The sequence below is a fragment of the Variovorax sp. VRV01 genome, from assembly GCF_014852545.1.
GTDB lineage: Bacteria > Pseudomonadota > Gammaproteobacteria > Burkholderiales > Burkholderiaceae_C > Variovorax > Variovorax beijingensis_A.
Genome location: NZ_JACVBS010000012.1, coordinates 55,306 through 81,397, shown reverse-complemented (window position 1 = coordinate 81,397; position 26,092 = coordinate 55,306). Strand labels below are relative to the sequence as shown.

24 protein-coding genes are annotated in these 26,092 nt (G+C 69.2%); 23 read left to right on the top strand and 1 reads right to left on the bottom strand.

Annotated features, from left to right (window positions below; all coding sequences use genetic code 11):
- Positions 1-180: 180 nt before the first annotated feature.
- The 14 genes from IB278_RS21275 to IB278_RS21210 are packed head-to-tail and all read left to right on the top strand — an operon-like array spanning position 181 to position 15,233.
- Complete coding sequence (locus IB278_RS21275) at positions 181-1,053, top strand: branched-chain amino acid ABC transporter permease (RefSeq protein WP_145742167.1); 873 nt, start codon at positions 181-183, stop codon at positions 1,051-1,053.
- Entirely contained in the window at positions 1,050-2,030 is a 981-nt protein-coding gene (locus IB278_RS21270) for a branched-chain amino acid ABC transporter permease (protein WP_145742165.1), read from the top strand. The genes IB278_RS21275 and IB278_RS21270 overlap by 4 nt, the downstream gene beginning before the upstream one ends.
- Positions 2,023-2,784, top strand: a complete 762-nt coding sequence (locus IB278_RS21265; RefSeq protein ID WP_145742164.1) for an ABC transporter ATP-binding protein — start codon at positions 2,023-2,025, stop codon at positions 2,782-2,784. The genes IB278_RS21270 and IB278_RS21265 overlap by 8 nt, the downstream gene beginning before the upstream one ends.
- A complete protein-coding gene (locus IB278_RS21260) occupies positions 2,781-3,491 on the top strand; it encodes an ABC transporter ATP-binding protein (RefSeq protein ID WP_192325280.1) in 711 nt (236 codons plus the stop codon). The genes IB278_RS21265 and IB278_RS21260 overlap by 4 nt, the downstream gene beginning before the upstream one ends.
- A gap of 33 nt (positions 3,492-3,524) precedes the next feature.
- Positions 3,525-4,490 (top strand): tripartite tricarboxylate transporter substrate binding protein, encoded by a 966-nt coding sequence (locus IB278_RS21255; protein WP_145742160.1) that lies wholly within the window; start codon positions 3,525-3,527, stop codon positions 4,488-4,490.
- Positions 4,487-5,776, top strand: a complete 1,290-nt coding sequence (locus tag IB278_RS21250; RefSeq protein ID WP_145742158.1) for a 3-isopropylmalate dehydratase large subunit — start codon at positions 4,487-4,489, stop codon at positions 5,774-5,776. The genes IB278_RS21255 and IB278_RS21250 overlap by 4 nt, the downstream gene beginning before the upstream one ends.
- Positions 5,773-6,297: a 3-isopropylmalate dehydratase gene (locus IB278_RS21245; protein ID WP_192325278.1), complete on the top strand. Its 525-nt coding sequence runs from the start codon at positions 5,773-5,775 to the stop codon at positions 6,295-6,297. Before IB278_RS21250 ends, IB278_RS21245 begins: the two co-directional genes overlap by 4 nt.
- Positions 6,284-7,627 (top strand): MmgE/PrpD family protein, encoded by a 1,344-nt coding sequence (locus IB278_RS21240; RefSeq protein ID WP_192325276.1) that lies wholly within the window; start codon positions 6,284-6,286, stop codon positions 7,625-7,627. The genes IB278_RS21245 and IB278_RS21240 overlap by 14 nt, the downstream gene beginning before the upstream one ends.
- A gap of 30 nt (positions 7,628-7,657) precedes the next feature.
- Positions 7,658-8,626: a Bug family tripartite tricarboxylate transporter substrate binding protein gene (locus IB278_RS21235; protein ID WP_192325274.1), complete on the top strand. Its 969-nt coding sequence runs from the start codon at positions 7,658-7,660 to the stop codon at positions 8,624-8,626.
- Positions 8,627-8,628: 2 nt separating this feature from the next.
- The gene (locus tag IB278_RS21230) at positions 8,629-10,317 is read left to right on the top strand and encodes a hydantoinase B/oxoprolinase family protein (protein WP_192325272.1); all 1,689 of its coding nucleotides are present in this window, start codon (positions 8,629-8,631) and stop codon (positions 10,315-10,317) included.
- A complete protein-coding gene (locus tag IB278_RS21225; RefSeq protein WP_192325270.1) occupies positions 10,314-12,368 on the top strand; it encodes a hydantoinase/oxoprolinase family protein in 2,055 nt (684 codons plus the stop codon). The genes IB278_RS21230 and IB278_RS21225 overlap by 4 nt, the downstream gene beginning before the upstream one ends.
- Positions 12,365-12,961, top strand: a complete 597-nt coding sequence (locus tag IB278_RS21220) for a cysteine hydrolase family protein (RefSeq protein ID WP_192325268.1) — start codon at positions 12,365-12,367, stop codon at positions 12,959-12,961. Before IB278_RS21225 ends, IB278_RS21220 begins: the two co-directional genes overlap by 4 nt.
- Positions 12,958-14,373 (top strand): FAD-dependent oxidoreductase, encoded by a 1,416-nt coding sequence (locus IB278_RS21215; protein WP_192325266.1) that lies wholly within the window; start codon positions 12,958-12,960, stop codon positions 14,371-14,373. The genes IB278_RS21220 and IB278_RS21215 overlap by 4 nt, the downstream gene beginning before the upstream one ends.
- A complete protein-coding gene (locus IB278_RS21210) occupies positions 14,370-15,233 on the top strand; it encodes an isocitrate lyase/PEP mutase family protein (protein ID WP_192325264.1) in 864 nt (287 codons plus the stop codon). The genes IB278_RS21215 and IB278_RS21210 overlap by 4 nt, the downstream gene beginning before the upstream one ends.
- A 9-nt stretch (positions 15,234-15,242) precedes the next feature.
- On the opposite strand, the gene IB278_RS21205 is transcribed toward IB278_RS21210, so the two are convergent.
- On the bottom strand, positions 15,243-16,130 hold the full coding sequence (locus IB278_RS21205) for a substrate binding domain-containing protein (protein WP_192325262.1): 888 nt from the start codon (positions 16,128-16,130) through the stop codon (positions 15,243-15,245).
- A 129-nt stretch (positions 16,131-16,259) separates the two neighbouring features.
- Here IB278_RS21205 and IB278_RS21200 point away from each other — a divergent pair, with 129 nt between their 5' ends.
- The 9 genes from IB278_RS21200 to IB278_RS21160 all read left to right on the top strand — a co-directional run bounded on the left by IB278_RS21200 (position 16,260) and on the right by IB278_RS21160 (position 26,087).
- A complete protein-coding gene (locus tag IB278_RS21200; protein ID WP_192325260.1) occupies positions 16,260-17,018 on the top strand; it encodes an SDR family oxidoreductase in 759 nt (252 codons plus the stop codon).
- Positions 17,019-17,149: 131 nt separating this feature from the next.
- Positions 17,150-17,848, top strand: coding sequence for a TetR/AcrR family transcriptional regulator (locus IB278_RS21195; protein ID WP_192325258.1), 699 nt, complete (start codon positions 17,150-17,152; stop codon positions 17,846-17,848).
- Positions 17,849-17,906: 58 nt separating this feature from the next.
- Positions 17,907-19,703 carry an acyl-CoA dehydrogenase C-terminal domain-containing protein gene (locus tag IB278_RS21190; RefSeq protein WP_192325256.1) on the top strand — a complete coding sequence of 599 codons (1,797 nt, stop codon included), beginning with the start codon at positions 17,907-17,909 and terminating at the stop codon, positions 19,701-19,703.
- A gap of 40 nt (positions 19,704-19,743) precedes the next feature.
- Entirely contained in the window at positions 19,744-20,178 is a 435-nt protein-coding gene (locus tag IB278_RS21185) for a DUF2147 domain-containing protein (protein WP_192325254.1), read from the top strand.
- A 36-nt stretch (positions 20,179-20,214) separates the two neighbouring features.
- A complete protein-coding gene (locus IB278_RS21180) occupies positions 20,215-22,614 on the top strand; it encodes a 3-hydroxyacyl-CoA dehydrogenase/enoyl-CoA hydratase family protein (RefSeq protein ID WP_192325252.1) in 2,400 nt (799 codons plus the stop codon).
- A 63-nt stretch (positions 22,615-22,677) separates the two neighbouring features.
- Positions 22,678-23,097 (top strand): endonuclease domain-containing protein, encoded by a 420-nt coding sequence (locus tag IB278_RS21175; RefSeq protein ID WP_192325250.1) that lies wholly within the window; start codon positions 22,678-22,680, stop codon positions 23,095-23,097.
- A complete protein-coding gene (locus IB278_RS21170; protein WP_192325248.1) occupies positions 23,094-24,296 on the top strand; it encodes an acetyl-CoA C-acyltransferase in 1,203 nt (400 codons plus the stop codon). The genes IB278_RS21175 and IB278_RS21170 overlap by 4 nt, the downstream gene beginning before the upstream one ends.
- Before the next feature lie 19 nt (positions 24,297-24,315).
- Positions 24,316-25,221, top strand: a complete 906-nt coding sequence (locus IB278_RS21165; protein WP_192325246.1) for an alpha/beta fold hydrolase — start codon at positions 24,316-24,318, stop codon at positions 25,219-25,221.
- Between the two features lie 32 nt (positions 25,222-25,253).
- Positions 25,254-26,087 (top strand): acyl-CoA thioesterase, encoded by an 834-nt coding sequence (locus tag IB278_RS21160; RefSeq protein ID WP_192325245.1) that lies wholly within the window; start codon positions 25,254-25,256, stop codon positions 26,085-26,087.
- Positions 26,088-26,092 lie beyond the last annotated feature (5 nt).

Below are 26,092 nucleotides of genomic sequence, written 5' to 3'. Positions count from 1 at the left end.
CGCCGCCGAGGAGCGCAGCGTTTCGCGGATCAGGGCTCGCAGCTGTTTGAGCGAAGCGAGTTCTGCGAGACCCCGCGAAGCGCGAGCACCGCAGGGCAGCCCGAAGGGCCGGCGCAGTGGGGTCGCACGGCCCGCACCGCATACCGGGCGGACCCAATAAAAACGCAGCGTCCCACGCAAATGCTCGACTTCAACATCCTCTTTCCCTCGATTCTGAATGGCCTCACGACAGGCGCCGTGTACGCATTGATCGCGCTGGGGCTCACGCTGATCTATGGCGTGCTCCACATCATCAACTTCGCCCACGGCGCGAGCCTGATGCTGGCGCTGTACGCGGTGTACTTCCTCAAGGAGCGCTGGGGCATCGACCCGTACATGGCACTGCCCATTGCGGTGGCAGGCATGTTCGCGCTCGGCTACGCGCTGCAGCGCGTCGTCATCAACCGCGCGGGCCACGGCAAGGACGAGAACATCCTGCTCGCCACGCTCGGCATCGCCATCGTCATGGAGAACCTCGCGCTGCTGTTCTTCAAGTCGGACACCCGCAGCATCGACACCGCCTATTCGCTCAGCACCGTCGCCATCGGCCCCGCGATGATCGCCGTGCCCAAGCTCGTGGCCTTCGCGGGCGCGCTTGTCGTCTCCGGCATCCTGTTCTGGATCATGGGCCGCACCGATCTCGGCCGCGCCATCCGCGCCGTCGCCAAGGAGAAGGAAGGCGCCAAGCTCATGGGCATCGACGTCGACCATGTCTACGCCATGAGCTTCGGCATCGGCCTGGCGTGCCTCGGCGCGGCGGCCTGCTTCCTGCTGCCGGCCTATTACGTCAACCCGCAGGTAGGCGGCGGCTTCGTGCTTGTGGCCTTCACCATCGTCGTGCTCGGCGGCATGGGCAGCTTCGTCGGCGCGCTCGCCGGCGGCTTCCTGGTCGGCGTGGTCGAGTCGCTCGGCGGGCTGTACCTCGGCGAATCGCTCGGGCAGATCGGCATCTTCGCGATCTTCATCGGCGTGGTGCTGTTCCGGCCCCAGGGCATGTTCGGAGCCAGGGCATGAGCAGCGCGCACAGACAACTCGCGGGCATCGCGCTCTTCGCGGTGCTGGCCGGCTGCGTGCCGCTCGTCACGAAGTCGGGCTTGACGCTGAACTTCGTGATGATGGCGCTCTACGCCACGCTCATCGCGCAGGCCTGGAACATTCTCGGCGGCTTCGGCGGGCAGTTCTCGTTCGGGCATGCGCTGTTCTTCGGCACCGGGGCCTACATCCAGGCCATCGCGCAGCTGCAGGGCGGCATCAACGCCTGGGTCGCGCTGCCGCTGGCGGTGGCCGGCGCCGCACTGGTCGGGCTCTTCGTCGGCGCGCTGAGCTTCCGCTACGGCCTCAAGGGTTCGTATTTCGCGCTCGTCACGCTGGCCTTCGCGGAAGTGTTCCGCATCCTCGCGCTGTCGGTGAACTTCACGGGCGGCGGCGTGGGCCTGATGGTGCCGCTGCGCGAATCGGCGGCCAACCTGCAGTTCGCCTCGCGCGCCGGCTACCTGTGGGTGGTGCTGGCCATGGTGGTGCTGGCGCTGCTCGTGACCTGCTGGCTGCGCAACGGCCGCTTCGGCGCCTACCTCCAGGCCGTGCGCGACAACGAGGATGCGGCGCGCGCCGTGGGCGTGAACCCGTTTCGCGTCAAGCTCGCGGCCATCGGCATCTCGGCCGCCTTCATGGGGGCGGCCGGCGCCTTCTACGTGCAGGTGTTCCAGTACATCGACGCCGGCATCGCCTACGGCCCGGCCGTGTCGGTCGAGGCGCTGGTGGCAGCCATCGTGGGCGGCATGGGCACGCTGTGGGGCCCGGTGCTGGGCGCGGTCGTGCTGCACCTGCTGTCGGACCTCACGCGCAACCTGTTCGGCGAACTGCCGGGCATCAACATGGTGATCTACGGCACGGTGCTGGTCGTGATCGTGATCTTTTTGCCGCGCGGCGTCGCGGGGCTGGGGCTGTCGGTGCGGCAGCTGTGGAGCGCGAAGGGAGGCCGCCATGACTGAGGCGCTGCTGGCCGTGGGCGGTCTCTCGCGTTCCTTCGGCGGACTGAAGGCCGTGCAGGACGTGAGCCTGTCGGTGAGGGAGGGCAGCCTGAGCGCGCTGATCGGCCCCAACGGTGCCGGCAAGACCACGCTGTTCGCGCTGATGTCGGGCTTCCTCAAGCCCGATGCCGGCAGCGTGCGCTTCGCGGGCCAGGACATCACGGGCCGCGAGCCGCACCGCAATGCGCTGCTCGGCATGACGCGCACCTTCCAGATCGTGAAGCCCTTTGCGGCGCAGACGGTGCGCGAGAACATCGCGGTCGGTGCGCACCTGCACCTGCGCGGCCGCCGCGAGGCGCTGGCGCATGCCGAGGCCATCGCGCTGCGCGTGGGCCTCGCGCCGCAGCTCGACAAGCCCGCGTCGGACCTCACCGTGGCCGGCCGCAAGCGCCTCGAACTGGCGCGTGCGCTGGCCACGCGCCCGCGCCTGCTGCTGCTCGACGAAGTGCTTGCCGGCCTCAACCCGCAGGAGATCGCCGAGATGATGCCGGTGGTGCGCGGCATCGCCGACAGCGGCGTGACCGTGCTGATGATCGAGCACGTGATGCAGGCCGTGATGCACCTGGCCGAGCATGTGTGGGTGCTGGCGCAGGGGCAGCTGATTGCCGAAGGCAGCCCGGCGCAGGTGACCTCCGACGACAAGGTCGTCGAGGCCTACCTGGGCCATGGCACCGCGGCGCGGCTGCGCAAGGCCGCTTCGGGAGCTGCCGAATGACCGCGTTGCTGGATATCCAGCGCCTGCGCGGCGGCTACGGCCGCGTCGAGGTGCTGCGCGGCGTCGACCTGCAGGTGAACGCCGGCGAAATGGTCGCGCTGCTCGGCAGCAACGGCGCGGGCAAGTCCACCCTCAACAAGATGGTCTGCGGCCTGTGCCCCGCCTGGAGCGGCAATGTGCGCTTCGACGGCAAGGACCTGAGCGGCGCGCACTACCGCGACGTGGTCAAGGCCGGCCTGATCCAGGTGCCCGAGGGCCGCAAGGTGTTTCCCAACCTCAGCGTGCTGGAGAACCTGGAGCTCGGCTCCTTCACGCGGGCGCGCGAGCGCCGCGCGGCCAACATCGAGAAGATGTTCCACATCTTCCCGCGGCTGCGGGAACGCATGGCGCAGCACGCCGGCACCATGAGCGGCGGCGAGCAGCAGATGCTGGCCATCGCGCGCGGACTCATGGCCGAGCCCGTGCTGCTGATCCTCGACGAGCCCTCGCTCGGGCTCTCGCCGCGGCTGGTGGAAGAGATGTTCTCGCTGATCCGCGAACTGCGCGACGGCGGCCTCGCGGTGCTGCTGGTGGAGCAGAACGTGGGCCAGTCGCTCGAGATCGCGGACCGCGCCTACGTGCTGGAGAACGGCAGCGTTCGTTTTTCAGGCCTGCCCGGCGAGCTGCTCGGCAGCGACGAACTGCGGCGCGCCTACCTGGGGCTCTGACGTGCCCTCAAAAAAAATGAGCCAGGAGACTTCATGAAACGCCGCGACATCCTCATTTCGTCCACCGCGCTGGCCTCGCTGGCCATGGCCGGCGGCGCACGCGCGCAGATCGGCAATGCGCCGGTCCGCATCCTCGTCGGCGCACCCGCCGGCGGCTCGACCGACACGCTGGCCCGTTCGCTGGCCGTCAGCATGGGCCCGGCGCTCGGCCGCACCGTGATCGTCGAGAACCGGCCCGGCGCGGGCGGCAACATCGCAGCCGATGCCGTGGCCAAGGCCGCACCCGACGGCAACACGCTGCTGATGAGCTTCACCAGCCATGCGATCAACGCCACGCTCTATCCGGCACTGCCTTTCGATCCGGTGAAGGACTTCACCGCGCTCACCTGCGTGGCGACCTCGCCCTCGATCCTCGTCGCGCATCCGTCGGTGCCCGCGAAGGACGTGCGCGAACTCATCGCGCTCGCCAAGGCGAAGCCGGGCCAGCTCAACTTTGCGATCGGCGCGGTGGGCTCGTCGCTGCACATGGCGGGCGAGGCCTTCAAGATGCAGTCGGGCGTCGACATCGTGAACATCCCCTACAAGGGCACCTCGCCCGCCGTGCAGGACGTGCTCGCAGGCCAGGTGCAGCTGATGTTCGCGGCCGTGGGCAACGTCAAGGCGCACATCCAGGCCGGCAAGCTCAGGGCACTGGGCGTGACCACGGGCAAACGGCTGCCGGCCTTTCCCGACGTGCCCGCGATCGCCGAGGCGCTGCCGGGCTACGAGTCGAGCGCATGGTTCGGCCTCTTCGGCCCGGCCCGCATGCCGGCGGACCGCGTGAAGCAGATCGGCGACGCCGCGCGCCATGCGCTGCAGCAGGCCGACATGCGCCAGCGCCTCGACACCGAGGGTGCGATACCGGTGGGCAACTCGTCCGAGCAGTTCGCCGCCTTCGTGCAGAGCGAGATCACGCGCTGGGCCAAGGTCGTCAAGTTCTCGGGAGCCAAGCCGGAATGACCTTCAACGCTTCAGACCGCGCGCCGGCGCAGCAGACGCTGGCGCAGAAGCTCATCGCGCGCGCCAGCGGCCGCGCGCAGGTGGCGGTGGGCGAGATCGTGACCTGCGGCGTCGACATGGCCATGTTCCACGACTCCTCGGGTCCGCGCCGGCTGCAGCCGATGCTCGAGGAGCTCGGCGCGCAGATCTGGGACCGCTCCCGCGTGGTGCTGGTCATGGACCACTACGTGCCCGAGCGCGACGACGACTCGCGCCGCATCGTGCGCATCGCGCGCGACTGGGCGCGCGAGCAGCAGCTGCCGCACGTGTACGACAGCCAGGGCATCTGCCACGTGGTGGTGCCGCAGCACGGCCACATCCGCCCCGGCATGCTGTGCGTGGGCGGCGATTCGCATTCGCCCACGGGCGGCGCATTCGGCGCCTACATGTTCGGCATCGGCAGCACCGAGATGCTGGGCGTGATGGTCACCGGCGAGATCTGGCTGCGCGTGCCCGAGACCATCCGCATGTGGTGGGACGGCGCGCTGCCCGCCGGCGTGACCGCCAAGGACATGATGCTGCACATGATCGGCCGCTTCGGCATGAACGGCGGGCGCTACCAGGCGGTGGAGTTCGCGGGTCCGGCCGTCGCCGCGCTGTCGATGCAGGAGCGCATGACGCTCTCCAACATGAGCGCCGAGCTGGGTGCGCAGGCCGGCCTGATCGCGCCCGATGCCACCACCGCCGCGTTCCTCGCACAAGCCGGCGCCCCGCCGGTCGACATGGCACCCTGGTTCACCGACGAAGGCGCCGCGCTCACGCACCACCGCTTCGACGCCGCCACGCTCGAGCCCTACGTCGCCGCGCCGCACAGCCCGGCCAACGCGCACGGCGTGAGCCGGTACCTGGGCACGCATGTCGACGTGGCCTACATCGGCGCCTGCACCGGCGCCAAGCTCGACGACCTGCGCGCCGCAGCCCAGGTGCTGCGCGGCCACAAGGTGGCGAGCGGCATCCGTCTCATCGTGGCGCCCGCGAGCCTGCACGACCAGGAGCAGGCGCGCGAAGAGGGCGTGCTGCAGGTGCTGATGGACGCTGGCGCCGAACTGTTCCCGACCGCGTGCGGCGCCTGCTCGGGCTACGGCGATCCGATGGGCGACGGCATCACGGTGATCTCGACCACGGCACGCAACTTCAAGGGCCGCATGGGTTCGCCGACCGCTCAGGTCTACCTGGGCTCGCCCTACACGGTGGCGGCGGCCGCACTGCGCGGCTGCGTGACCGATCCGCGCGAGGTGCTCGCATGACCGCCGACATCCTGCACCGCCCGCATCGGGTCTGGCGCCTGGGCGCCGACATCGACACCGATGCGCTCGCGCCCGGCCATGCGATGAAGCACGGCATCGACGTCATCGCCAAGCACTGCCTCGAAGCCATCCGCCCCGAGTTCGCAAGCAAGGTGCAACCGGGCGACGTGATCGTGGCCGGCCCCAACTTCGGCATCGGCTCGTCGCGCGAACAGGCCGCGGCCGTGCTCGTTCAACTGGGCGTGGCCGCGGTGATTGCGCCTTCATACAGCGGCCTGTATTTTCGCAATGCCTTCAACGTGGGCCTGCTGCTGCTGACCTGCGCCGAAGCCGAGTCGCTGCAGGACGGCGAACGCATCGCACTCGACACCCGCACGCCCGCCGTGCGCACCGCCGATGCGCACACGCTCGCCTGCGAGCCCGTGCCGGGCTTCCTGATGGAGATGGTCGATGCCGGCGGCCTGCTGCGGCTGTTGCGCCGGCGCATGGCCGCGAGGAAGGAAGCCGATGCACAGCACTGACACTGATCACGATCCGCAACGTGCCGTGCTGCAGGCCACGGTGGCGCTGCACGCGGCGCAGCCGGCCACCGCCGAGGCCGCGTCGCAGGCGCGGCGCCTGCTGGTCGACACGGCCGGCTGCGCACTCGCGGGCCGGCATGCGAGCGAGGTGCAGCGCCTCGAAGCCGCGCTCGCGGCTTGCGAGCCCGGCGATTTCGCTTTCCCCGGCGGCCCGCCGATGGCGCTGCAGGCCGCCGCGCAGGTGCTGGCCATGGCCGCGACTTGGGACGAGGCCTGCGAGGGCCATGCACTCGCGCACGGCAGGCCCGGCGTGCCGCTGGTGGCGGCGCTGCTGCCACTTGCGCTGCGGCGCGGCGCCAGCCTTGGCGAGTTCATCGATGCCTTCGTGCTCGGCTACGAGGTCGGCGCGCGCTGCGGCGCTTGGCTGCGCATCCGGCCCGGCATGCATGTCGATGCGAACTGGCCCGCGCTGGGCGTCGCGGCCGGCGTGGCGCGACTGCTCGCGCTGCCGCCAGCGGGCATCGTGCAGGCCATCGACATCGCGGCCTGCCAGCTCGCGACCAGCCTCTACTTGCCGGTGCAGCAGGGCCGCACCGCGCGCAACACCTACCTCGGCCACAGCGCATCACTGGGGCTGCAGGCGGCCTTTGCCAGCGCAGCGGGCATCGACGCGCCGGACGGTGCGCTGGCTCACTACGCACACACGCATTCGGCCGCGACCGCGCAGCCGATGCCCGGTGCGGCGACGCCGCTGCTGCGCGATGCCTATCTCAAGCCCTTCGCGGCCGTGCGCCACGTGCACTACGGCGCGGCTGCCGCGCGCCAGGTCCGCGAGCAGCTGGCCCGGGACACCACCGGCATCCAGGGCATCGTGCTCAAGATATACGAAGAGGCGATCGTCTACTGCGGCAACCGCGCGCCGCGCACGCCGATCCAGGCGCAGTTCAGCCTGTCTTTCGGCGTCGCGGCGATGCTGCGCTTCGGCGATGTCGATCCCTCCGTTTATGCCGTGCCGCGTTTCGACGACCTCGAACTGCGTCGGCTCGAAGCCCTGGTCGTGCTCGAAGCCGATGCCGGACTGACGGCACGCGGGCAACGCGGTGCCACGCTCCAGGTGTCGCACGCGGGCGGCACGCTCGAGGCAGCCGTCGGCACCATCGCGGGGGACGCTGCCCGCCCGCTCGACCGCGCGGCGCTCATCGCCAAGTTCGCGCACTACACGGCGCACAGCGTGCCGGGCCCGAAGGCCGCGCGCTTCTGCGAGGGCGTGCTGGACGCGCCCGCAGGCGCCAGCCTCCGCGAGCTGTGGCAGCAGCTTGCCGACGCCTGAACCACTCATCACTCTCACCACCTACCCACCATGAAACTCCTGCGCCATCTCGCGAGCACGCTCCTTGTCTGCCTGCCGCTGGTCGCCGCCGCGCAGGCGGGCGATTTTCCGAACAAGGCGATCCGCATCGTCGTGCCGTTCCCGCCGGGCGGCGCCACCGATGCGGCGGCGCGGCTGGTCGCAGTGAAGATGGGCGAGCACTGGGGCCAGCCGGTGGTGGTCGACAACCGTGCGGGCGCGGGCGGCAACGTCGGCTCCGACCTCGTCGCCAAGGCGCCGGCCGACGGCTACACGCTGGTGATGGGCGTGACCGGCTCGCATGCGATCAACACCTCGCTCTACAGCAGGATGCCCTACGACCCGGTGGCCGACTTCGTCGCCATCGGCCAGGTGGCGGTGGTGCCCAACGTGCTGGTGGTGCATCCCTCGGTGCCCGCGAAGAACCTGGCCGAGCTCATGGCGCTTGCGAAGAAGGAGCCCGGCAAGCTCAACTACGCCTCGCTCGGCAACGGCACGGCCGCGCACCTGGGCATGGAAATGCTCAAGTCCGAGGCCGGCGTCGACATCACGCACGTGCCTTACAAGGGCAGCGCGCCGGCCGTGTCCGACCTGCTCGCGGGGCAAGTGCAGATGATGGTGGACGGGCTCCCGTCGGCGCTGCCGCACGTCAAGGCCGGCAAGCTGCGCGCCATTGCGCTCACCAGCCTGCGCCGCGCGCCGTCATTGCCCGACTTGCCGACCATCGCCGAGACCTACCCGGGCTTCTACGCCGATGCATGGTCGGGCCTGTTCGCGCCCAAGGGCACGCCGCAGCCCGTGGTGGACAAGCTCTCGGCCGAGGTGCAGCGCATCCTGAAGCTGCCCGAGGTGCGCGAGAAGCTGACGGCGCTGGGCGCGGAGCCCGTGGGCTCCACGCAAGCGGAATTCGCCGCGCACGTGAAGCGCGAGATCGACAAATGGGCCAAGGTCGTCAAGACCAGCGGCGCGAAAGTGGACTGAACATGAACGACACACTCGACCCCGTCACGCTCGCCGTGCTGCGCGGCCGCCTCGAACAGGTGGCCGACGAGATGGACGCTACGCTCTACCGCAGCGCGTTCAATCCCATCATTGCCGAGGCGCACGACGCCTGCCACGGCCTCTACGACGCCACGACCGGCGACACGCTGGTGCAGGGCAAGTCGGGCCTGCCGGTGTTCGTGGGCGCGATGGCCTTCGCGGTGCGCGCCACCGCCAAGGCGGCCGCGCCGCGCGGCGGCATGAAGGACGGCGACATCCGGATCAGCAACGATGCCTACGACGGCGGCACGCACGCCAACGACTTCAAGCTGGTTAAGCCCTTCTTCCGCAACGGCAAGCTGTATTGCTACATGGCCTCGGCCGCGCACTGGCACGACGTGGGCGGCGCGGTGCCCGGCAACTACAACCCCGCGGCCACCGAGTGCTGGCAGGAGGCGGTGCAGATTCCGCCGGTGCGCATCGTGCAGGGCGGCGTGCTCGATGCCGACGTGCTCGCCATCCTGCAGGCCAACACGCGCCTGCCCGACAGTCTCTGGGGCGACCTCAACGGCCAGCTCGCCGCGCTGGAGCTCGGTGCGAAGCGGCTGCACGGCCTGCTCGACGAATACGGCGACGGCCTGGTGCTGAATGCGCTCGGCGAGCTGCGCGGCCGCGCGCTGCGCCTCATGCGCTCGCACATCGCCTCGCTGCCCGACGGCCGCTACAGCTTCGAGGACGTGCTCGACAACGACGGCATCGTCAACCAGCCGCTCACCATCGCGCTCGACATGACGGTGGCCGGCGACCGGCTCACGCTCGACTTCTCGCGCACCTCGCCGCAATGCGCGGGGCCGGTGAACATTTCGCGCGCTACGGCGGTCGCGGCCTGCTACGTCGCGCTCAAGCACCTGTTCCCCGACGTGCCCGCGAACGCCGGCGTGCTCGACGCGGTCGACTTCGTGATTCCCGACCGGCTGGTGATCAGCGCCGAGCGCCCGCGCCCGGTCGGCGGCTACACCGAGACCATCCTGCGCATGATCGACGTGATCTTCAGCGCCGCCGCGCAGGCCGACCCCACGCGCGCGGTGGCGCAGGCCTACGGCACCATCAACGCACTGTCGATCGCGGGCCACCGCAGCGACAAGGGCCGCGAAGGCCAGCGCTGGGTGATGTTCAGCTTCTTCGGCGGCGGGCACGGCGGCCATTCGGGCGGCGACGGCCTGTCGCACGGCAACGCGCCGATCTCGACCGCGACGATTCCGCCGCTCGAAATCCTCGAGGCCGCCTACCCCGTGCGCTTCACCGAATGGTCGCTGCGCGCCGACTCGGGCGGCGACGGCCGGCACCGCGGCGGCCTCGGCGCCGTCTACGAGATCGAACTGCTCGAAAAGGATGCCGAGGTGTTCGTCTTCGGCGAGCGCGGCACCTCGCCGCCCAAGGGCATCGCGGGCGGCGGCCCGGGCGCCCTCAACGTGTTCCGCTACGAGAACGCGGGCGAATGGCACACGCCGCCCATGGTGTCGAAGATGCGCGGCATCCAGCTCGCGCGCGGCGAGCGCGTGCGGCTCGAAACGCCCGGCGGCGGCGGCTGGGGCCGTTCCGGCGAGCGGCCCGCTTCGCAGCGCGAAGCCGATGCCGCCATGGGCTACGTCACGGCCGCTACCGCCAGCAAGAAGAAAGCCTCCGAATGAGCTCCACAAGCAAATCCCTTGTCGTCGGCGTCGATGTCGGCGGCACCTTCACCGACCTGTTCGTGCTCGATGAGGCCAACGGCAGCGCGCGCATCGTCAAGGTGCCCTCCACGCGCGGCGAGGAAGCGCGCGGCTTCATGAACGGCGTGGCGCGCGTGGCCGATTCGGCCGCGGCCATCGCCACCATCGTGCACGGCACCACCGTCGGCACCAATGCGCTGCTCGAACGCAAGGTGGCGCGCACCGGCATCATCACCACGCGCGGTTTCCGCGACGTGCTCGAGATGCGCCGCCGCGACCGGCCCGAGACCTGGGGCCTGCGCGGCAGCTTCGTGCCCGTGGTGCCGCGCGACCTGCGCCGCGAAGTCGACGAGCGCGTGCTGGCCGACGGCACGCTGCACACGCCGGTCGACCTGGAACAGGTGCGCGCCGAGGCGCGCTCGCTACTCGAGGCCGGTTGCGAGGCCGTCTGCGTGTTCTTCATCAACACCTACGCCAACCCCGAAAACGAACGGCTCGCCGTGGCGGCCGTGCGCGCGCTCTGGCCCAACCCGCACGTCACCTCGGCCAGCGAGGTGCTGCCCGAGATCCGCGAGTTCGAGCGCTGCTCGACCGCCACGCTCAATGCGGCGCTGCAGCCGGTGGTCGGCAGCTACCTCGGCCGCCTCGAAGCCGACCTGCGCGCGCAGGGCTTCGCGGGCGAGCTGCTGGTGGTGCAGAGCAACGGCGGCGTGATGTCGCGCCAGACCGCGAGCGACCTGCCGGTGCGCACCGCGCTCTCGGGCCCGGCGGCCGGCGTGATTGCCTGCGCGGCCATCGCGCGCGCGGCGGGTTTTCCGAATGCGATCACCGGCGACATGGGCGGCACCTCGTTCGACGTGTCGCTGGTGGCCAACGGCGAGGCCGCGCTGGCCGCGCAGACCGCGATCGAGTTCGGCATGGTGATCCGCTCGCCGATGATCCAGATCGAGACCATCGGCGCCGGCGGCGGTTCCATCGCTTCCGTGGATGCGAGCGGCATGCTGCAGGTCGGCCCCGAGTCCGCCGGCAGCGTGCCGGGACCGGCGTGCTACGGGCGCGGCAACATGCGCCCGACCGTGACCGATGCCAACGTGCTGCTGGGCCGCATCGCCGCCGACCGGCCGCTCGGTGGCGGGCTGCTTGCGGCGTTGGACGCAGAGAAGTCCCGGCAGGCCATCGAGGCGCACGTCGCGCGCCCGCTGGGCCTCGACGTGCACGCCGCGGCCGAGGCGATCCTCACGGTGGCCAATGCACGCATGGCGGGCGCGATCCGCCTCGTGTCGATCGAGCGCGGGCACGATCCGCGCCGCTTTGCGTACATGCCTTTCGGCGGCGGCGGTGCGCTGCATGTGTGCGCGATGATGCGCGAGGTGGGCGTCGCCACCGGCATCGTGCCGCGCTATCCCGGCGTGACCTCGGCGCTGGGCTGCGTGATCGCCGACATGCGCCACGACGCGGTGCAGACCCTCAACAGGCCGCTGGCCGAACTCGACGTGGCCGACCTGCAGCGCCGCATCGACGAACTTTCGGCCGCCTGCCAGCAGCGCCTCGACTCGTCGGGCGTGCGCTTCGAGGAAGTGCGCGAGCTGGTCGCGCTCGACATGCTCTATGCGGGCCAGACCCACACGCTGCCCGTGGTGCTGGCCGATGCGGGCAGTACGCCGATCACCGCGCAATCCATTCGCGCCGCATTCGAGGCCAGTTACAGCGCCGCTTTCGGCCGGGTGCTCGACGGCATCCCGATCCGCGTGATGAACCTGCGCTATGCGCGCATTGGCGTGCGGCCCAAGTTCGACCTGAAGGTGCTGGCCCCCGAAGGGCAGGGCAGCACCGCGCCGCTGGGCACGCAGCGCGTGTTCCACCATGGCCAGTGGCACGAGGCCGTGCGCTACGCGCGGCTCGAACTGCCGGTGGCCGCGCGCATCGAAGGACCTGCGATCCTCGAGCAGGCCGACACCACCGTGTGGCTCGAACCCGGCTTTCACGCCGAGGTCGACGCGCACGGCAACCTGCTGGTGAGGCCGTCATGAGCGCAGCGAAGACGGCGCTGGTCATCATCGACCTGCAGAACGACTTCCTCGATGCCAAGGGCGCCTATGCGCGCGGCGGCGACACCAACCCGCCGGCCCTGCTTCTGCCGGTGCGCGTGGCCGAAGTGGCGCGCGCGCTCAAGGCCGCGGGCGGCCTCGTGGTGGCCAGCCAGTTCACGCTGTGGCCCGATGCGGCCGGCGAGCCGATGGTGTCGCCGCACCTGAAGGCGCTGCGTCCTTATCTGAGGAAGGGCGACTTCGCGCCCGGCAGCTGGGGCCAGGCGAATGTCGACGCGCTGGCCGGGCTCGTCGACGTGGCGGTCAGCAAGGTCGCGTATTCGGCCTTCTTCAACACCCAGCTCGACTGGGTGCTGCGCCGCGCGGGCATCGACACCGTGGCGGTGTGCGGCATCGTGACCAACGGCGGCGTGGCCAGCACCGTGCGCGATGCGCACATGCGCGACTACCGCACGCTGGTGCTGGCCGACGGCTGTGCGGCCTTCGGCGAAGAGCGCCACCGGACCTCGCTGGCCGATATGCGCAACGTGGCCGAGGTGACCGACTGCGCGGCTTTCATCGCATCGCTCGCATGACGGCAAGCCCCTCGCGCCTCATCCGCCGCGCGGCACATCTCGAGGCCGAGGTGCAGGTGCCGGTGGCCATCGTCGGCGGCGGCGCGTGCGGGCTCACGGCCGCGCTGATGCTGGCCGATGCGGGCGTGGACTGCGTGGTGCTGGAGCGCGATGCGTTGCCGAGCGGCTCGACCGCGCTGTCCTCGGGCTTCATTCCCGCGCCCGGCACGCGCACGCAGCGGGCGCATGGCGTGCAGGACGACAGTGCCGAGCGTTTCGCCGCCGACATCCAGGCCAAGGCCCATGGCCGCGCGGCGCCCGCGCTGGTCGAGGCCTATGCGGCCGCCATCGGCCCGGCGCTCGATGCGCTGCAGGAGCGGCACGGCCTGCAGTGGATGCTGCTCGACGGCTTTCTCTATCCGGGCCACAGCGTGCATCGGATGCATGCGCTGCCGCAGAAGACCGGCGCATCGCTGATGGCGGCGCTGCAGGCGGCCGTCGAGGCGGCGGGCATTCCGGTGCTGACGCAGGCGCTGGTCGACGCGCTGGTGTTCGACGCCGAAGACCGCGTGGTCGGCGTCGATTACCTGCGCCCCGATGGCAGCCGCGAGACGCTGGCCTGCGACGCACTGCTGCTCGCCTGCAACGGCTTCGGCGGCAATTCGGAAATGGTCCGCACGCTGCTGCCCGAGATGGCCGAAGCCACCTTCGGCGGCCACGCCGGCAACGACGGCAGTGCGATCCTCTGGGGCGAAGCGCTGGGCGCGCGCCTGCGCGACCTGGGCGGCTACCAGGGCCATGGCTCGTGGGTCACGCCGCAAGGCGCGCTGATGTCGTGGGCCGTGATGATGGAAGGCGGCGTCCAGCTCAACCGCGAGGGGCGGCGCTTCCACGACGAGACGCAGGGCTACTCGGAAGCCGCCGTGCACGTGCTCGCGCAACCGGGCGGCATTGCATGGAACGTGTTCGACACGCCGCTGCTTGCACTGGCGCGGGGCTTTCCCGACTTCTGCGAGGCCGAAGCGGCAGGTGCGCTGCGCCGCTGCGAATCGGTGGCTGCGCTGGCGGATTGCATCGGCTGCGAGCCTTCCGCCTTGCAGGGCACGCTCGACGCCATGCGCGCCGGCACGCCGCCGCCCGATGGCCGCGTGTTCGCACGCGCACTCGAGGCGCCGTACTTCGCAGTGAAGGTCACGGGCGCGTTGTTCCACACCCAGGGCGGCCTCGACACCGCGCCCGACATGCGCGTGCTGCGGCACGACGGCACGCCCTTCGCCAACCTGTTCGCCGCCGGCGGCGCGGCGGGCGGCGTGTCGGGCGATGCGGTGTGGGGCTATCTCTCCGGCAACGGCTTGCTGAGCGCCGTGGCCGGCGGCTACATCGCGGCGCGCACGGCGGCCGCACTGATCCAATCGACGGAAGCATCCGCATGACGAATCCCTCCTTCAAGACCCGGCTCGCGCGCAACGACATCGTGCTCGCACCCGGCGTGTACGACGCCCTCAGCGCCCTCGTGGCCGAGCAGGCCGGCTTCGAGGCGCTGTACCTCTCGGGCGCATCGATCGCCTACACGCGGCTCGGCCGCTCCGACATCGGCCTGACCACCTTCACCGAGGTGGCCGACACGCTCGCGCGCATCACCGAACGCGTGAACCTGCCGGTGATCGTCGATGCCGACACGGGCTTCGGCAACGCGCTCAACACGCAGCGCACCGTGCGCGGATTCGAGCGCGCGGGCGCGGCGATGGTGCAGATCGAGGACCAGACCTTTCCCAAGCGCTGCGGCCACCTCGACGGCAAGACCGTGGTGCCCGAGCGCGAGATGGTCGGCAAGTTGAAAGCCGCGCTGGACGCGCGCACCTCGAGCGACACGCTGATCCTCGCGCGCACCGATGCGGTCGCGGTCGAAGGGCTGGAGGCCGCGCTCGACCGCGCCGAGGCCTACCTCGCCTGCGGCGTCGATGCGCTCTTCATCGAGGCGCTGCGCTCGCCAGAGCAGATGGATGCCGCCTGCCAGCGCTTCGGCGACCGCGTGCCGCTGCTCGCCAACATGGTCGAAGGCGGCAAGACGCCGATCCAGGATGCCGATGCGCTGCAGGCCCATGGCTTTCGCATCGCGATCTTTCCGGGCGGCACCGCGCGTGCCGTGGTCCACACGCTGCAAGGCTACTACGCGAGCCTGTACCGGCACCGCACCACGCAGCCCTGGCGGCCGCAGATGCTGGACTTCGACGCGCTCAACGAGGTGATCGGCACGCCGGAACTGATGCGCACCGGACAGAAGTACGACTGACCTGCCGCCTCAGCGCAGCACGCGGATCAGCTCGTCATACACCAGCCGCACGCGCGCGGGCACCGGCGCGCGCTGCGAGCGGTAGACGTGGATCGGCCAGGGCTCGGGGGCTTCGGCCTCGAGCACCGCCACCAGCTCGCCCGACTGCAGCAGCGGCTCGGCCAGCGGTCCCACGAGCTGGCCGAAACCCAAGCCCGCGCGCACCGCGGCGCATTCGGCATCGACGTCGTCGGTGACGAAGGCCGGCGCGGCGACCGGCACCTGCCGCCCCTTGCTGAAGAACCAGGACCAGGGGCGGCCCGAGCTGCGGTCCATCAGCGCGGTGAGCGGAAAGCCGGACAGCATGTCGAGACTCTTCGGGATGCCGGTGCGCTCGACCAGCGCGGGCGCGGCCACCACGTGGAGCCGCATCTTGCCGACCGTGCGCGCAACGAAGCGTGCATCGCGGATCGGGCCCGCGCGCACGCCGATGTCGATCTGTTCGTCGACCACGTCGGCATGCGCCTCCGACAGCCGCAGGTCGAGCACCAGGCCCGGATGCGCGGCCAGCATCGGCGCGAGCGCTTCCGGGATCAGGCGCCGGCCGAACACGTTGGGCGCGGTGACGCGCACCGTGCCCGCGTGCTGCGACAGCGCGCGCCGGTCGGCGCGGTGGAACAGCGCATCGACGCCGCCGACCGCGGCGCGCGCGCGCTCGGCGAGCTGCCGACCGAAATCGGTGAGCTGCACGCCGCGCGTGCTGCGGTGGAACAGCGGCTCGCCCAGTTCTTCTTCCAGCTCGCGCACCGCGCGCGTCACGACCTGCGGCGAGACGGACAGGCGCGCGGCGGCCTCGCGGAAATTGGCAGCGGCGGCGGCGGTGCAGAACACGCGCAGGGCTTCGAGACGGTTGGCCATGGGGGCTTTCAAGAGAAGGTGTATTCCAGATCAAGGAATTCTGAAGTCGACAGAGTTTCATTTACGGGAACGCGTGGATTTTCCACACTGCATGCACTTCTTCAACAACACACCCGAAAGGAATTTCCCATGACATCCGTTCAAGACAACATCCGCGGCAAGGTCGCCATCGTCACCGGCGCGAGCAGCGGGCTCGGCGAATCGACAGCGCGCCACCTGGCCGCGCGCGGCGCCAAGGTGGTGCTCGCGGCGCGCCGCACCGACCGGCTGGAGAAGGTCGTCGCCGAGATCCGCGAGGCCGGCGGCGAGGCCATCGCCGTGGCCACCGACGTGGCCCAGCGTGCCGACCTGGATCAGCTCGCCGCCGCGACGGTCGAGGCCTTCGGCCGCATCGACGTGCTGGTCAACAACGCGGGCGTGATGCCGCTGTCGCCGATCGAGAAGCTCAAGGTCGACGAGTGGGACCGCACCATCGACGTCAACATCAAGGGCGTGCTCTACGGCATTGCCGCGGTGCTGCCGCGCATGCAGGCGCAGGGCAGCGGCCACATCGTCAACGTCGCGTCGATCGCGGGGCTCAAGGTGTTCACGCCGATCGGCACCGTCTACAGCGCGACCAAGCATGCAGTGCGCGCAATCTCCGAAGGGCTGCGCGTCGAAATGGGCAACAGCGGCGTGCGCGTGACCATCGTCTCGCCCGGCGCGGTGGAGTCGGAGCTGAAGTTCGGCAGCACCGACGCCGAGAGCGCGGCCGGCGTGAAGGCGTTCTACGAGGCCAACCAGATTCCCGCCGATTCGGTGGCACGCGCGGTGGTCTATGCCGTGGAGCAGCCCGCGGACGTGGACATCAACGAGGTGGTGCTGCGGCCGGTCTCGCAGGAGTTCTGATCCGGGAGGGCGGGGCTTGGCGGCCCCTCTGCGCACCCATTAACCTTCAAGTGTTGAAGGTCATTGCCAGCCAAAAGTGCAAAGCCCCTGCAAAATAGAACGACCGTTCGTTTTATTCCGGAGCTTCCACGATGTCTGTCAATGCCGTTCCCGCCAAGCCGGCCCGCGCCGCCCAGAAGGGCCAGCAGACCAAGGCCGTCATCGTCGACGCCGCGCTGGCGCTGGCGGCGCAGATCGGGCTCGAGGGCCTGTCGATCGGTGCCGTGGCCGAGCTCACCAAGATGAGCAAGTCGGGCGTGTTTGCCCACTTCGGCTCGCGTGAGGAACTGCAGATTTCCGTGGTGCGCGAGTATCACGCACGTTTCGAGCAGGAAGTGTTCTTTCCCGCCCTCGAGGCGCCGCGCGGCCTGCCGCGCCTGCGCGCCATGTTCGCCAACTGGATGAAGCGCACCTCGGCCGAGATCGACTCGGGCTGCATCTACATCAGCGGCGCCTCCGAATTCGACGACCGTCCCGGCCCGGTGCGCGATGCGCTGGTGGAGTCGGTCAGCATCTGGCAGGCGGCCGTGCTGCGCGCCATCGTCCAGGCCAAGAGCGAAGGCCATCTGCGCGCCGATGCCGACGAGCGGCAGCTGGCCTTCGAGATCCACGGCCTGATCCTCGCGCTGCACTACGAAGCGCGCTTCCTGCAGGTGCCGGGTTCCATCGGCCGCGCCAACGTCGGCTTCGACAACATCCTGGCGCGCAGTGCCACGCCCGATGCGCCGCCCGCCGAAGCCGCGGCAGCGACCAAGCCCGCCGCCTCCCGCCGGCTCAAGCCGGTGCGCTGAGCGGCCCCTTTTCCCTTTTTTCTTTTTCCCTTTCAGTTTTCGACCAGGAGAGTCCCGGATGCCCAGCTACAACCCACCCTTGCGCGACATGCAGTTCGTGCTGCACGAAGTGCTCAACGTCGCCGACGAACTCAAGGCGCTTCCGGCCCATGCCGAGACCGATGCCGACACCATCAACGCGGTGATCGAGGAGGCCGGCAAGTTCGCCGCCGAGGTCACTTTTCCGCTCAACATCAGCGGCGACGAAGAGGGCTGCACGCTCGACAAGGCCACGCATGAAGTCAAGACGCCCAAGGGCTTCAAGGACGCCTACGCCAAGTATGTCGAAGGCGGCTGGCCCGCGCTGTCGTGCGACCCGGCCTTCGGCGGCCAGGGCCTGCCTTTCGTGGTGAACCAGTGCCTGTTCGAAATGCTCAACAGCGCCAACCAGGCCTGGACCATGTACCCCGGCCTCTCGCACGGCGCCTACGAAGCGCTGGTGGCCCACGGCACCGAAGAACAGAAGAAGACCTACCTGCCCAAGCTCACGAGCGGCGAATGGACCGGCACCATGTGCCTGACCGAGCCGCACTGCGGCACCGACCTGGGCCTGCTGCGCACCAAGGCCGAGCCGCAGCCCGACGGCACCTACCGCATCACGGGCAGCAAGATCTTCATCTCGGCCGGCGAGCACGACATGACGAGCAACATCATTCACCTGGTGTTGGCCCGCCTGCCCGATGCGCCCAAGGGCAGCAAGGGCATCAGCCTGTTCGTGGTGCCGAAGTACAAGGTCAAGGCCGACGGCTCGCTGGGCGAGCGCAACCCGATCTTCTGCGCCGGACTGGAGCACAAGATGGGCATCCATGGCAACGCCACCGCGCAGATCGTGATCGAAGGCGCCACCGGTTCGCTGGTGGGCGAGCCCAACAAGGGCCTGCAGGCCATGTTCGTGATGATGAATGCCGCGCGCCTGGGCGTGGGCAACCAGTCGCTCGGCCTGACCGAAGTGGCTTACCAGAATGCGCTGGCCTACGCCAAGGACCGCATCCAGATGCGTTCGCTCTCGGGCGTGAAGGCCAAGGACAAGGAAGCCGATCCGATCATCGTGCACCCCGACGTGCGCAAGATGCTGCTCACGGCCAAGGCATACGCCGAAGGCGGCCGCGCGCTGCAGATCTTCTGCACGCTGCTGCTCGACAAGGAGCACAACCATCCCGACGAGAAGGTCCGCAAGGACTCCGGCGAGCTGGTGGCGCTGCTCACGCCCATCGTCAAGGCCTTCATCACCGACAACGGCCACATCGCCACCAACGCCTGCATGCAGGTGTTCGGCGGCCATGGCTTCATCAAGGAATGGGGCATGGAGCAGTTCGTGCGCGACAACCGCATCAACATGATCTATGAAGGCACCAACACCATCCAGTCGCTGGACCTGCTGGGCCGCAAGGTGCTGGGCAATAACGGCGCATCGCTCAAGAAGTTAGGCAAGCTGGTTGCGAAGCTGGTCGAAGAAGAAGGTGTGAACGAGAAGATGGCCGAGTTCATCAACCCGATCGCGGGCCTGGGCGACCAGCTCACCAAGTTCACGACCGAGATCGGCTTCAAGGGCTTCCAGAACCCCGACGAAGTGGGCGCCGCCGCGGTCGACTACCTGCGCGTGGCCGGTCACTTCGTGTTCGGCTACCTGTTCGCGCGCATGGCGCAGGTCGCGCTGCGCCAGATCGCGGCCGGCAACACCGACCCGTTCTACGTCGCCAAACTGCAGACCGCGCGCTTCTACTTCGCCAAGCTGTTCCCCGAGACCGCGACGCTGATGCGCACCGCGCGCGCCGGCAGCAAGGTGCTGATGGATACCGACGCGGCGCTGGCCTGAGGCCTTCGTCCTTTCTTCATCGTCCGACCGGGAGCCGCCCATGAAATCGACGCTTGCAGCCATCGTCCTCGCCGTCACTTCCGCCGTGGCCGCGGCCCAGACCACGCCGGTGGGGCTGTGGCGCAACGTCGACGACAAGACCGGCGAGGCCAAGGCCGAGATCCGCATCGGCGAGGCCAACGGCGCGCTCATCGGCCGCATCGAGAAGTCGCTCAAGAAGGACGCCAAGCCCGACGCGATCTGCGACGAATGCAGCGACGACCGCAAGGGCAAGCCCATCACCGGGCTCGACATCATCCGCGGCGGCAGGAAGGCCGAGGGCAAGGACGTCTGGGAAGGCGGAAAGATCCTCGACCCCGAGAACGGCAAGGAATACCGCGCGAGCTTCACGCCGATCGAAGGCGGCAAGAAGCTCGAAGTGCGCGGCTACCTGGGCCCCTTCTGGCGTACCCAGACCTGGAATCGTGCCCAGTAAACCACCGCACTTTCAATCCAAGAAATACCAATCAACATGTCCCGATTCCAAGTGAAGAAAGTCGCCGTGCTCGGCGCCGGCGTGATGGGCGCGCAGATCGCGGCCCACCTCGTCAACGTGCGCGTGCCCGTGGTGCTGTTCGACCTGGCCGCAAAGGAAGGCCCGAAGAACGGCATCGTCTCGCGCGCCATCGACAACCTCAAGAAGCTCAAGCCCGCGCCGCTCGGCGACGTGGCCGACGCGGTGCTCATCGAGCAGGCCAACTACGAAGACGACCTCGCCAAGCTCGGCGAGTGCGACCTCGTCATCGAAGCCATTGCCGAGCGCATGGATTGGAAGCTCGATCTGTACAGGAAGATCGCGCCCCATGTCGCCAAGCATTCGATCCTGGCCTCCAACACTTCGGGCCTGTCGATCACCAAGCTCAGCGAGGCGCTGCCTGAAGCGCTGAAGCCGCGCTTCTGCGGCATTCACTTCTTCAACCCGCCGCGCTACATGTTCCTGGTGGAGCTGATCAACACGCCCACCACCGAGCCGCAGGTGCTCGACGACCTCGAGGCCTTCGTCACCAGCACGCTCGGCAAGGGCGTGGTGCGCGCGCACGACACGCCCAACTTCATTGCCAACCGCGTCGGCATCGCCGGCATGCTGGCCACGCTGAAGGAAGTCGAGAAATTCGGCCTGACGCCCGACGTGGTGGACGACCTCACGGGCAAGAAGCTGGGCCGCGCGAGCTCGGGCACCTTCCGCACCGCCGACGTGGTGGGCCTGGACACCATGGCGCACGTCGTGAAGACGCTGCAGGACAACCTCAACGCCGAAACCGATCCGTTCTATGCCAACTTCTCGACGCCGTCGGTGCTCGCCAAGCTGCTCGAGCTCGGCAACCTGGGCCAGAAGACCAAGGCCGGCTTCTTCAAGAAGGTCGGCCGCGACATCCTGCGCTTCGACCTCCAGAGCGGCGAGTACGTGCCCGCCGGCGCCAAGGCCGACGAGGTGTATGGCCGCATGCTGAAGAAGCCCGCGGGCGAACGCCTGAAGCTCTTGCGCGAGAGCGAAGGGCCGCAGGGGCAGTTCCTCTGGGCCATCCTGCGCGACGGGTTCCACTACGCCGCGGTGCACCTGGCCGACATCGCCGAGAGCGCGCGCGACATCGACTTTGCGATGCGCTGGGGCTTCGGCATGAAGCAGGGCCCGTTCGAGCTCTGGCAGGAAGCCGGCTGGGCGCAGGTCGCCAAGTGGGTGCAGGAAGATATCGACGCCGGCAAGGCGCTGAGCACGGTGCCGCTGCCCAAGTGGGTGTTCGAAGGCCCGGTGGCCGAGGCCGGTGGCGTGCACACGCCCGAAGGCTCGTGGAGCGCGTCGCAGAACAAGTTCGTTCCGCAGCGCAAGCTGCCGGTACACGGGCGCCAGCTGTTCCCCGAAAGCGTGCTCGGCGCGAACGCGGCGGATGCCAACACGGCCGGCACCACCATCAGCGACGAAGGCGATGTGCGCGTGTGGACGCTCGACGGCGAAGTGCTGATCGCGAGCATCCATTCGAAGATGCATGCGATCAGCCCCGACGTGGCCGAGGCGCTGGGCGCCGCGGTCGACCTGGCCGAAGCCGAATACAAGGGCCTCGTGATCTGGTCGCCCGATGAGATGTTCTCGGTCGGCGCCGACCTGCAGGCGATGCTGCCGGCCTTCGTGGTCGCGGGCATCGGTGCGGTGGAGGGCGCGGAAGAAGAGCTGCAGAACGTGATGCTCAAGATCCGCTACGCGAGCGTGCCGGTGATCTCGGCCGTGCGCGGCATGGCGCTGGGCGGCGGCTGCGAGCTGGCCATCCATTCGGCCAGGCGCGTTGCCGCGATGGAAAGCTACATCGGCCTCGTCGAAGTGGGCGTGGGCCTGATTCCGGGCGCCGGAGGCCTGACCTACATCGCACGCCGCGCGGCCGAGAACGCCGCGGCCTCGACGGGCACCGACCTGCTGCCGTTCTTGACCGAAGGCTTCACGGCCGCCGCGATGGCCAAGGTGGGCACCGGCGCGCTCGATTCGAAGAAGCTCGGCTACCTGCTGGACAGCGACATCATCGTGCCGAACAAGGACGAGTTGCTCTACGTGGCGCTGCAGCAGGCCAAGGCCATGGCCGACGCCGGCTACCGCCCGCCGTTGCGCCGCACGTTCCGCGTGGCGGGCCGCAGCGGCGCCGCGACGATCAAGGGCCAGCTCGTGAACATGCGCGACGGCGGCTTCATCAGCGCGCACGACTTCCACATCGCGAGCCTGATCGCCAACGTGGTGACCGGCGGCGACGTGGACGCCGGCTCGCTCGTGACCGAGGAGTACCTGATGGCGCTGGAACGCAAGGCGTTCTGCTCGCTCATCGTGCATCCGAAGACGCAGGAGCGGATCATGGGGATGCTGAGCACGGGGAAGCCGGTGCGGAACTGACCTGCATTTCTCCTTCCCCCTCCGGGGGAAGGCAGGAATGGGGGCGACCTCCAACCAAGCACGATGCGAAACCAGTCCACGCCCAACGCACGCGCAAACGCGCAGGTGCTTCGCCGCGAGATGACCGATTCGGAGCGAAAGCTCTGGGGCGGACTGCGCGCTGAGCAACTGGGTGTGAAATTTAGGCGCCAGCATCCGCTGGGCAACTACGTCGCGGATTTCGCGTGCCTTGCACCCAAGCTGATCGTCGAACTCGACGGATCGCAGCATCAGGTGCAGCAAGGCTACGACGCGCGACGTGACGCATTCTTCCGCGCGCAGGGTTTCGATGTGCTGCGCTTTGCATCGAACGATCCGTTCACCAATCTTGATGGGGTTCGCCAGGCCATTGCCAATCGGCTTGCCGAGTTGATGCCGCCGGCCCCCATCCCAGCCTTCCCCCGGAGGGGGAAGGAGCAAGAAAATCTAGGAGCTTCTTCATGAGCAGCAAACAAGTCCAAGACGCCTACATCGTCTCCGCCACCCGCACCCCCATCGGCAAGTCGCATCGCGGCTACTTCCGCAACTACCGCCCCGACGACCTGCTCGCGACCACGCTCAAGGCCGCACTCGCCGCCGTGCCCGGCCTCGATCCCAAGGCCATCGAGGACATCATCTGCGGCTGCGCGATTCCCGAATCGCAGCAGGGCCTGAACGTGGCGCGCATCGGCGCGGTGCTCGCGGGCCTGCCGACCAGCATCGGCGGCATCACCGTGAACCGCTTCTGCGCCTCGGGCCTGTCGGCCGTGCAGATGGCCGCGGACCGCATCCGCGTGGGCGAGGCCGACGTGATGATCGCGGCCGGCGTCGAAAGCATGAGCATGGTGCCGATGATGGGCAACTCGCCCTCGCTGTCGCCCGCGATCTTCGAGCGCGAGGGCGACGTGGGCATCGCCTACGGCATGGGCCTCACGGCCGAGAAGGTCGCGCAGCAGTGGAAGGTGAGCCGCGAGGCGCAGGACGCGTTCGCGCTCGCCTCGCACCAGAAGGCCCTGGCCGCGCAGAAGGCTGGCAAGTTTGCCGACGAGATCACACCCATCGAAGTGACCGACCGCACGCCGGACCTGGAAACCGGCGAATCGATTGCCAAGACGCGCACCGTGAATCTCGACGAAGGCGCGCGTCCCGACACCAGCCTCGAAGGCCTGGCCAAGCTGCGCACCGTGTTTGCCGCGCGCGGCACCGTGACGGCCGGCAACAGCTCGCAGACCTCCGATGGCGCGGGCGCGCTGATCCTCGCGAGCGAGAAAGCCGTGAAGCAGTACGGGCTCACGCCGCTCGCGCGCTTCGTGAGCTTTGCCAGCAAGGGCGTGCCGCCACACATCATGGGCATCGGCCCGATCGAGGCCATTCCGGCCGCGCTGCGCTACGCGGGCCTGAAGCACGAGGACATCGACTGGTTCGAGCTCAACGAAGCCTTCGCCGCGCAGTCGCTCGCCGTGATCAACACGCTGGGGCTCGACCCGAGCAAGGTCAACCCGATGGGCGGCGCGATCGCCCTGGGCCATCCGCTCGGCGCGACCGGCGCAATCCGTGCGGCCACGGTGGTGCATGCGCTGCGGCGCGAGAACCTGAAGTACGGCATGGTCACGATGTGCGTGGGCATGGGGCAGGGCGCCGCGGGAATTTTCGAACGCGTCTGATCGTTCCACCACCTGCCACATGCACGCGCACCAGCACCAGAAACTTCGGGTGGACGACGAGACGCAGCTCGCCGTGCGCCGCTACGAGCCGGCGGGTGAGGCCCGGGCCAGCATCGTCATCGGCGGTGCGATGGGCGTGCGCCAGTCGTTCTACGAACCCTTCGCGCAGTGGCTCGCGCAGCAGGGCCTGCGTGTCTGGACCTTCGACTACCGCGGCTCGGGCGATTCGCGCAACGGTGCCTCGCTGCGCGGCTTCGAGGCCGACCTGTTCGACTGGGCGCGCGACTACGAAGCGGTGATCGACGCCGCCAAGGCCGCGCTGCCCGAACAGCCGCTCTACCTCCTCGGCCACAGCCTGGGCGCGCAGCTGCCGGGTTTCCTGCAGCGCCCCGGGCAGGTGGACGGCCTCGTCAGCATCGCCGCCGGCAGCGGCTACTGGCGCGAGAACGCGCCCAAGCTCAGGCGCAGCATCCTCTACTTCTGGTTCGTGCTCGTGCCGCTGGCCACGCGGCTGTGCGGCTACTTTCCGGGCCGCCGGCTCAAGAAGGTGGGCGACCTGCCGCGCGGCGTGATCCTGCAATGGCGGCGCTGGTGCCTCCATCCGCGCTACAGCGTGGGCGCCGAAGGCGATCTGGCGCTGCAGAGTTATGGGCGCGTGCGCTTCCCGGTGCTCGCGCTGTCGATCACCGACGACGAGCTCATGACGCTCGCCGGCACCGAAAGCCTGCTGAGCTTCTATGCCGGCGCGCCGCGCGCCATGGAGCGGATTGCGCCGGCCGACGTGCAGGCGCGGCGCATCGGGCACTTCGGTTTCTTCCGCGAACAGTTCAGCCGGAGCCTGTGGCCGAGCACGGTCGACAAGCTGCACCGGCTGGCCGCGCTTACCGCAGTGCAGCAAGCCGGCGTCCCGCACACGACTGCGTGACGCCATCCACCGGAGGCACACTGCAAATCATCATGAGCACGCAACACCCCTTCGACAAGGCCCTGGCCCTGCAGCACAGCGACATCCGCGCGGGTCACTTCACCGGTGCCACGAGCCCCGACTACTGGAACATGGTCGGCCCATTCGGCGGCGCCACGGCGGCCATTGCGCTGCAGTCGGTGATGCAGCATCCGGATGTGCTGGGCACGCCGATCGCGCTGACCGTCAACTTCGCGGCCGCGCTGGAGGCCGGCGCATTCGACGTGCAGGCCACGGCGGTGCGCACCAACCGCTCGACCCAGCACTGGACCGTGCAGATCACGCAGCCCGGCGCAGGCGGCGCGCCGAACATGACCACCACTGCCACCGTGGTGACGGCCGCGCGCCGCGACACCTGGGGCCAGAGCGACCTGCCGATGCCCGAGGCGCCCCGGCCCGAGACGGTCGAGCGCCTGAGCATCGGCCCGTCCGGCGTGGCCTGGCTCGACCAGTACGAGATGCGCCTGTTCAGCGGCCGCATTCCCGCGAAGTGGGACGCGAGCCTGCATCACAGCGAAAGCCGGCTCTGGCTGCGCGACGCGCAGGCGCGGCCGCTCGACTTTGCCTCGCTGGCCGCCATGAGCGACGTGTTCTATCCGCGCGTCTGGCTGCGCCGCGCCAAGCATGTGCCGGCCGGTACGGTGTCGATCACCACGTATTTCCATGCCGGCCCGGCGCAGCTGGCCGAGGTCGGCACGGGCTACCTGCTGTGCCGGGCGGCGGGGCAGCAGTTCTTCAACGGCTTCTTCGACCAGGCGGCGCATCTGTGGAGCGAGCAGGGCGTGCTGCTCGTCACCTCGAACCAGATCGTCTACTACAAAGAATAGCGATC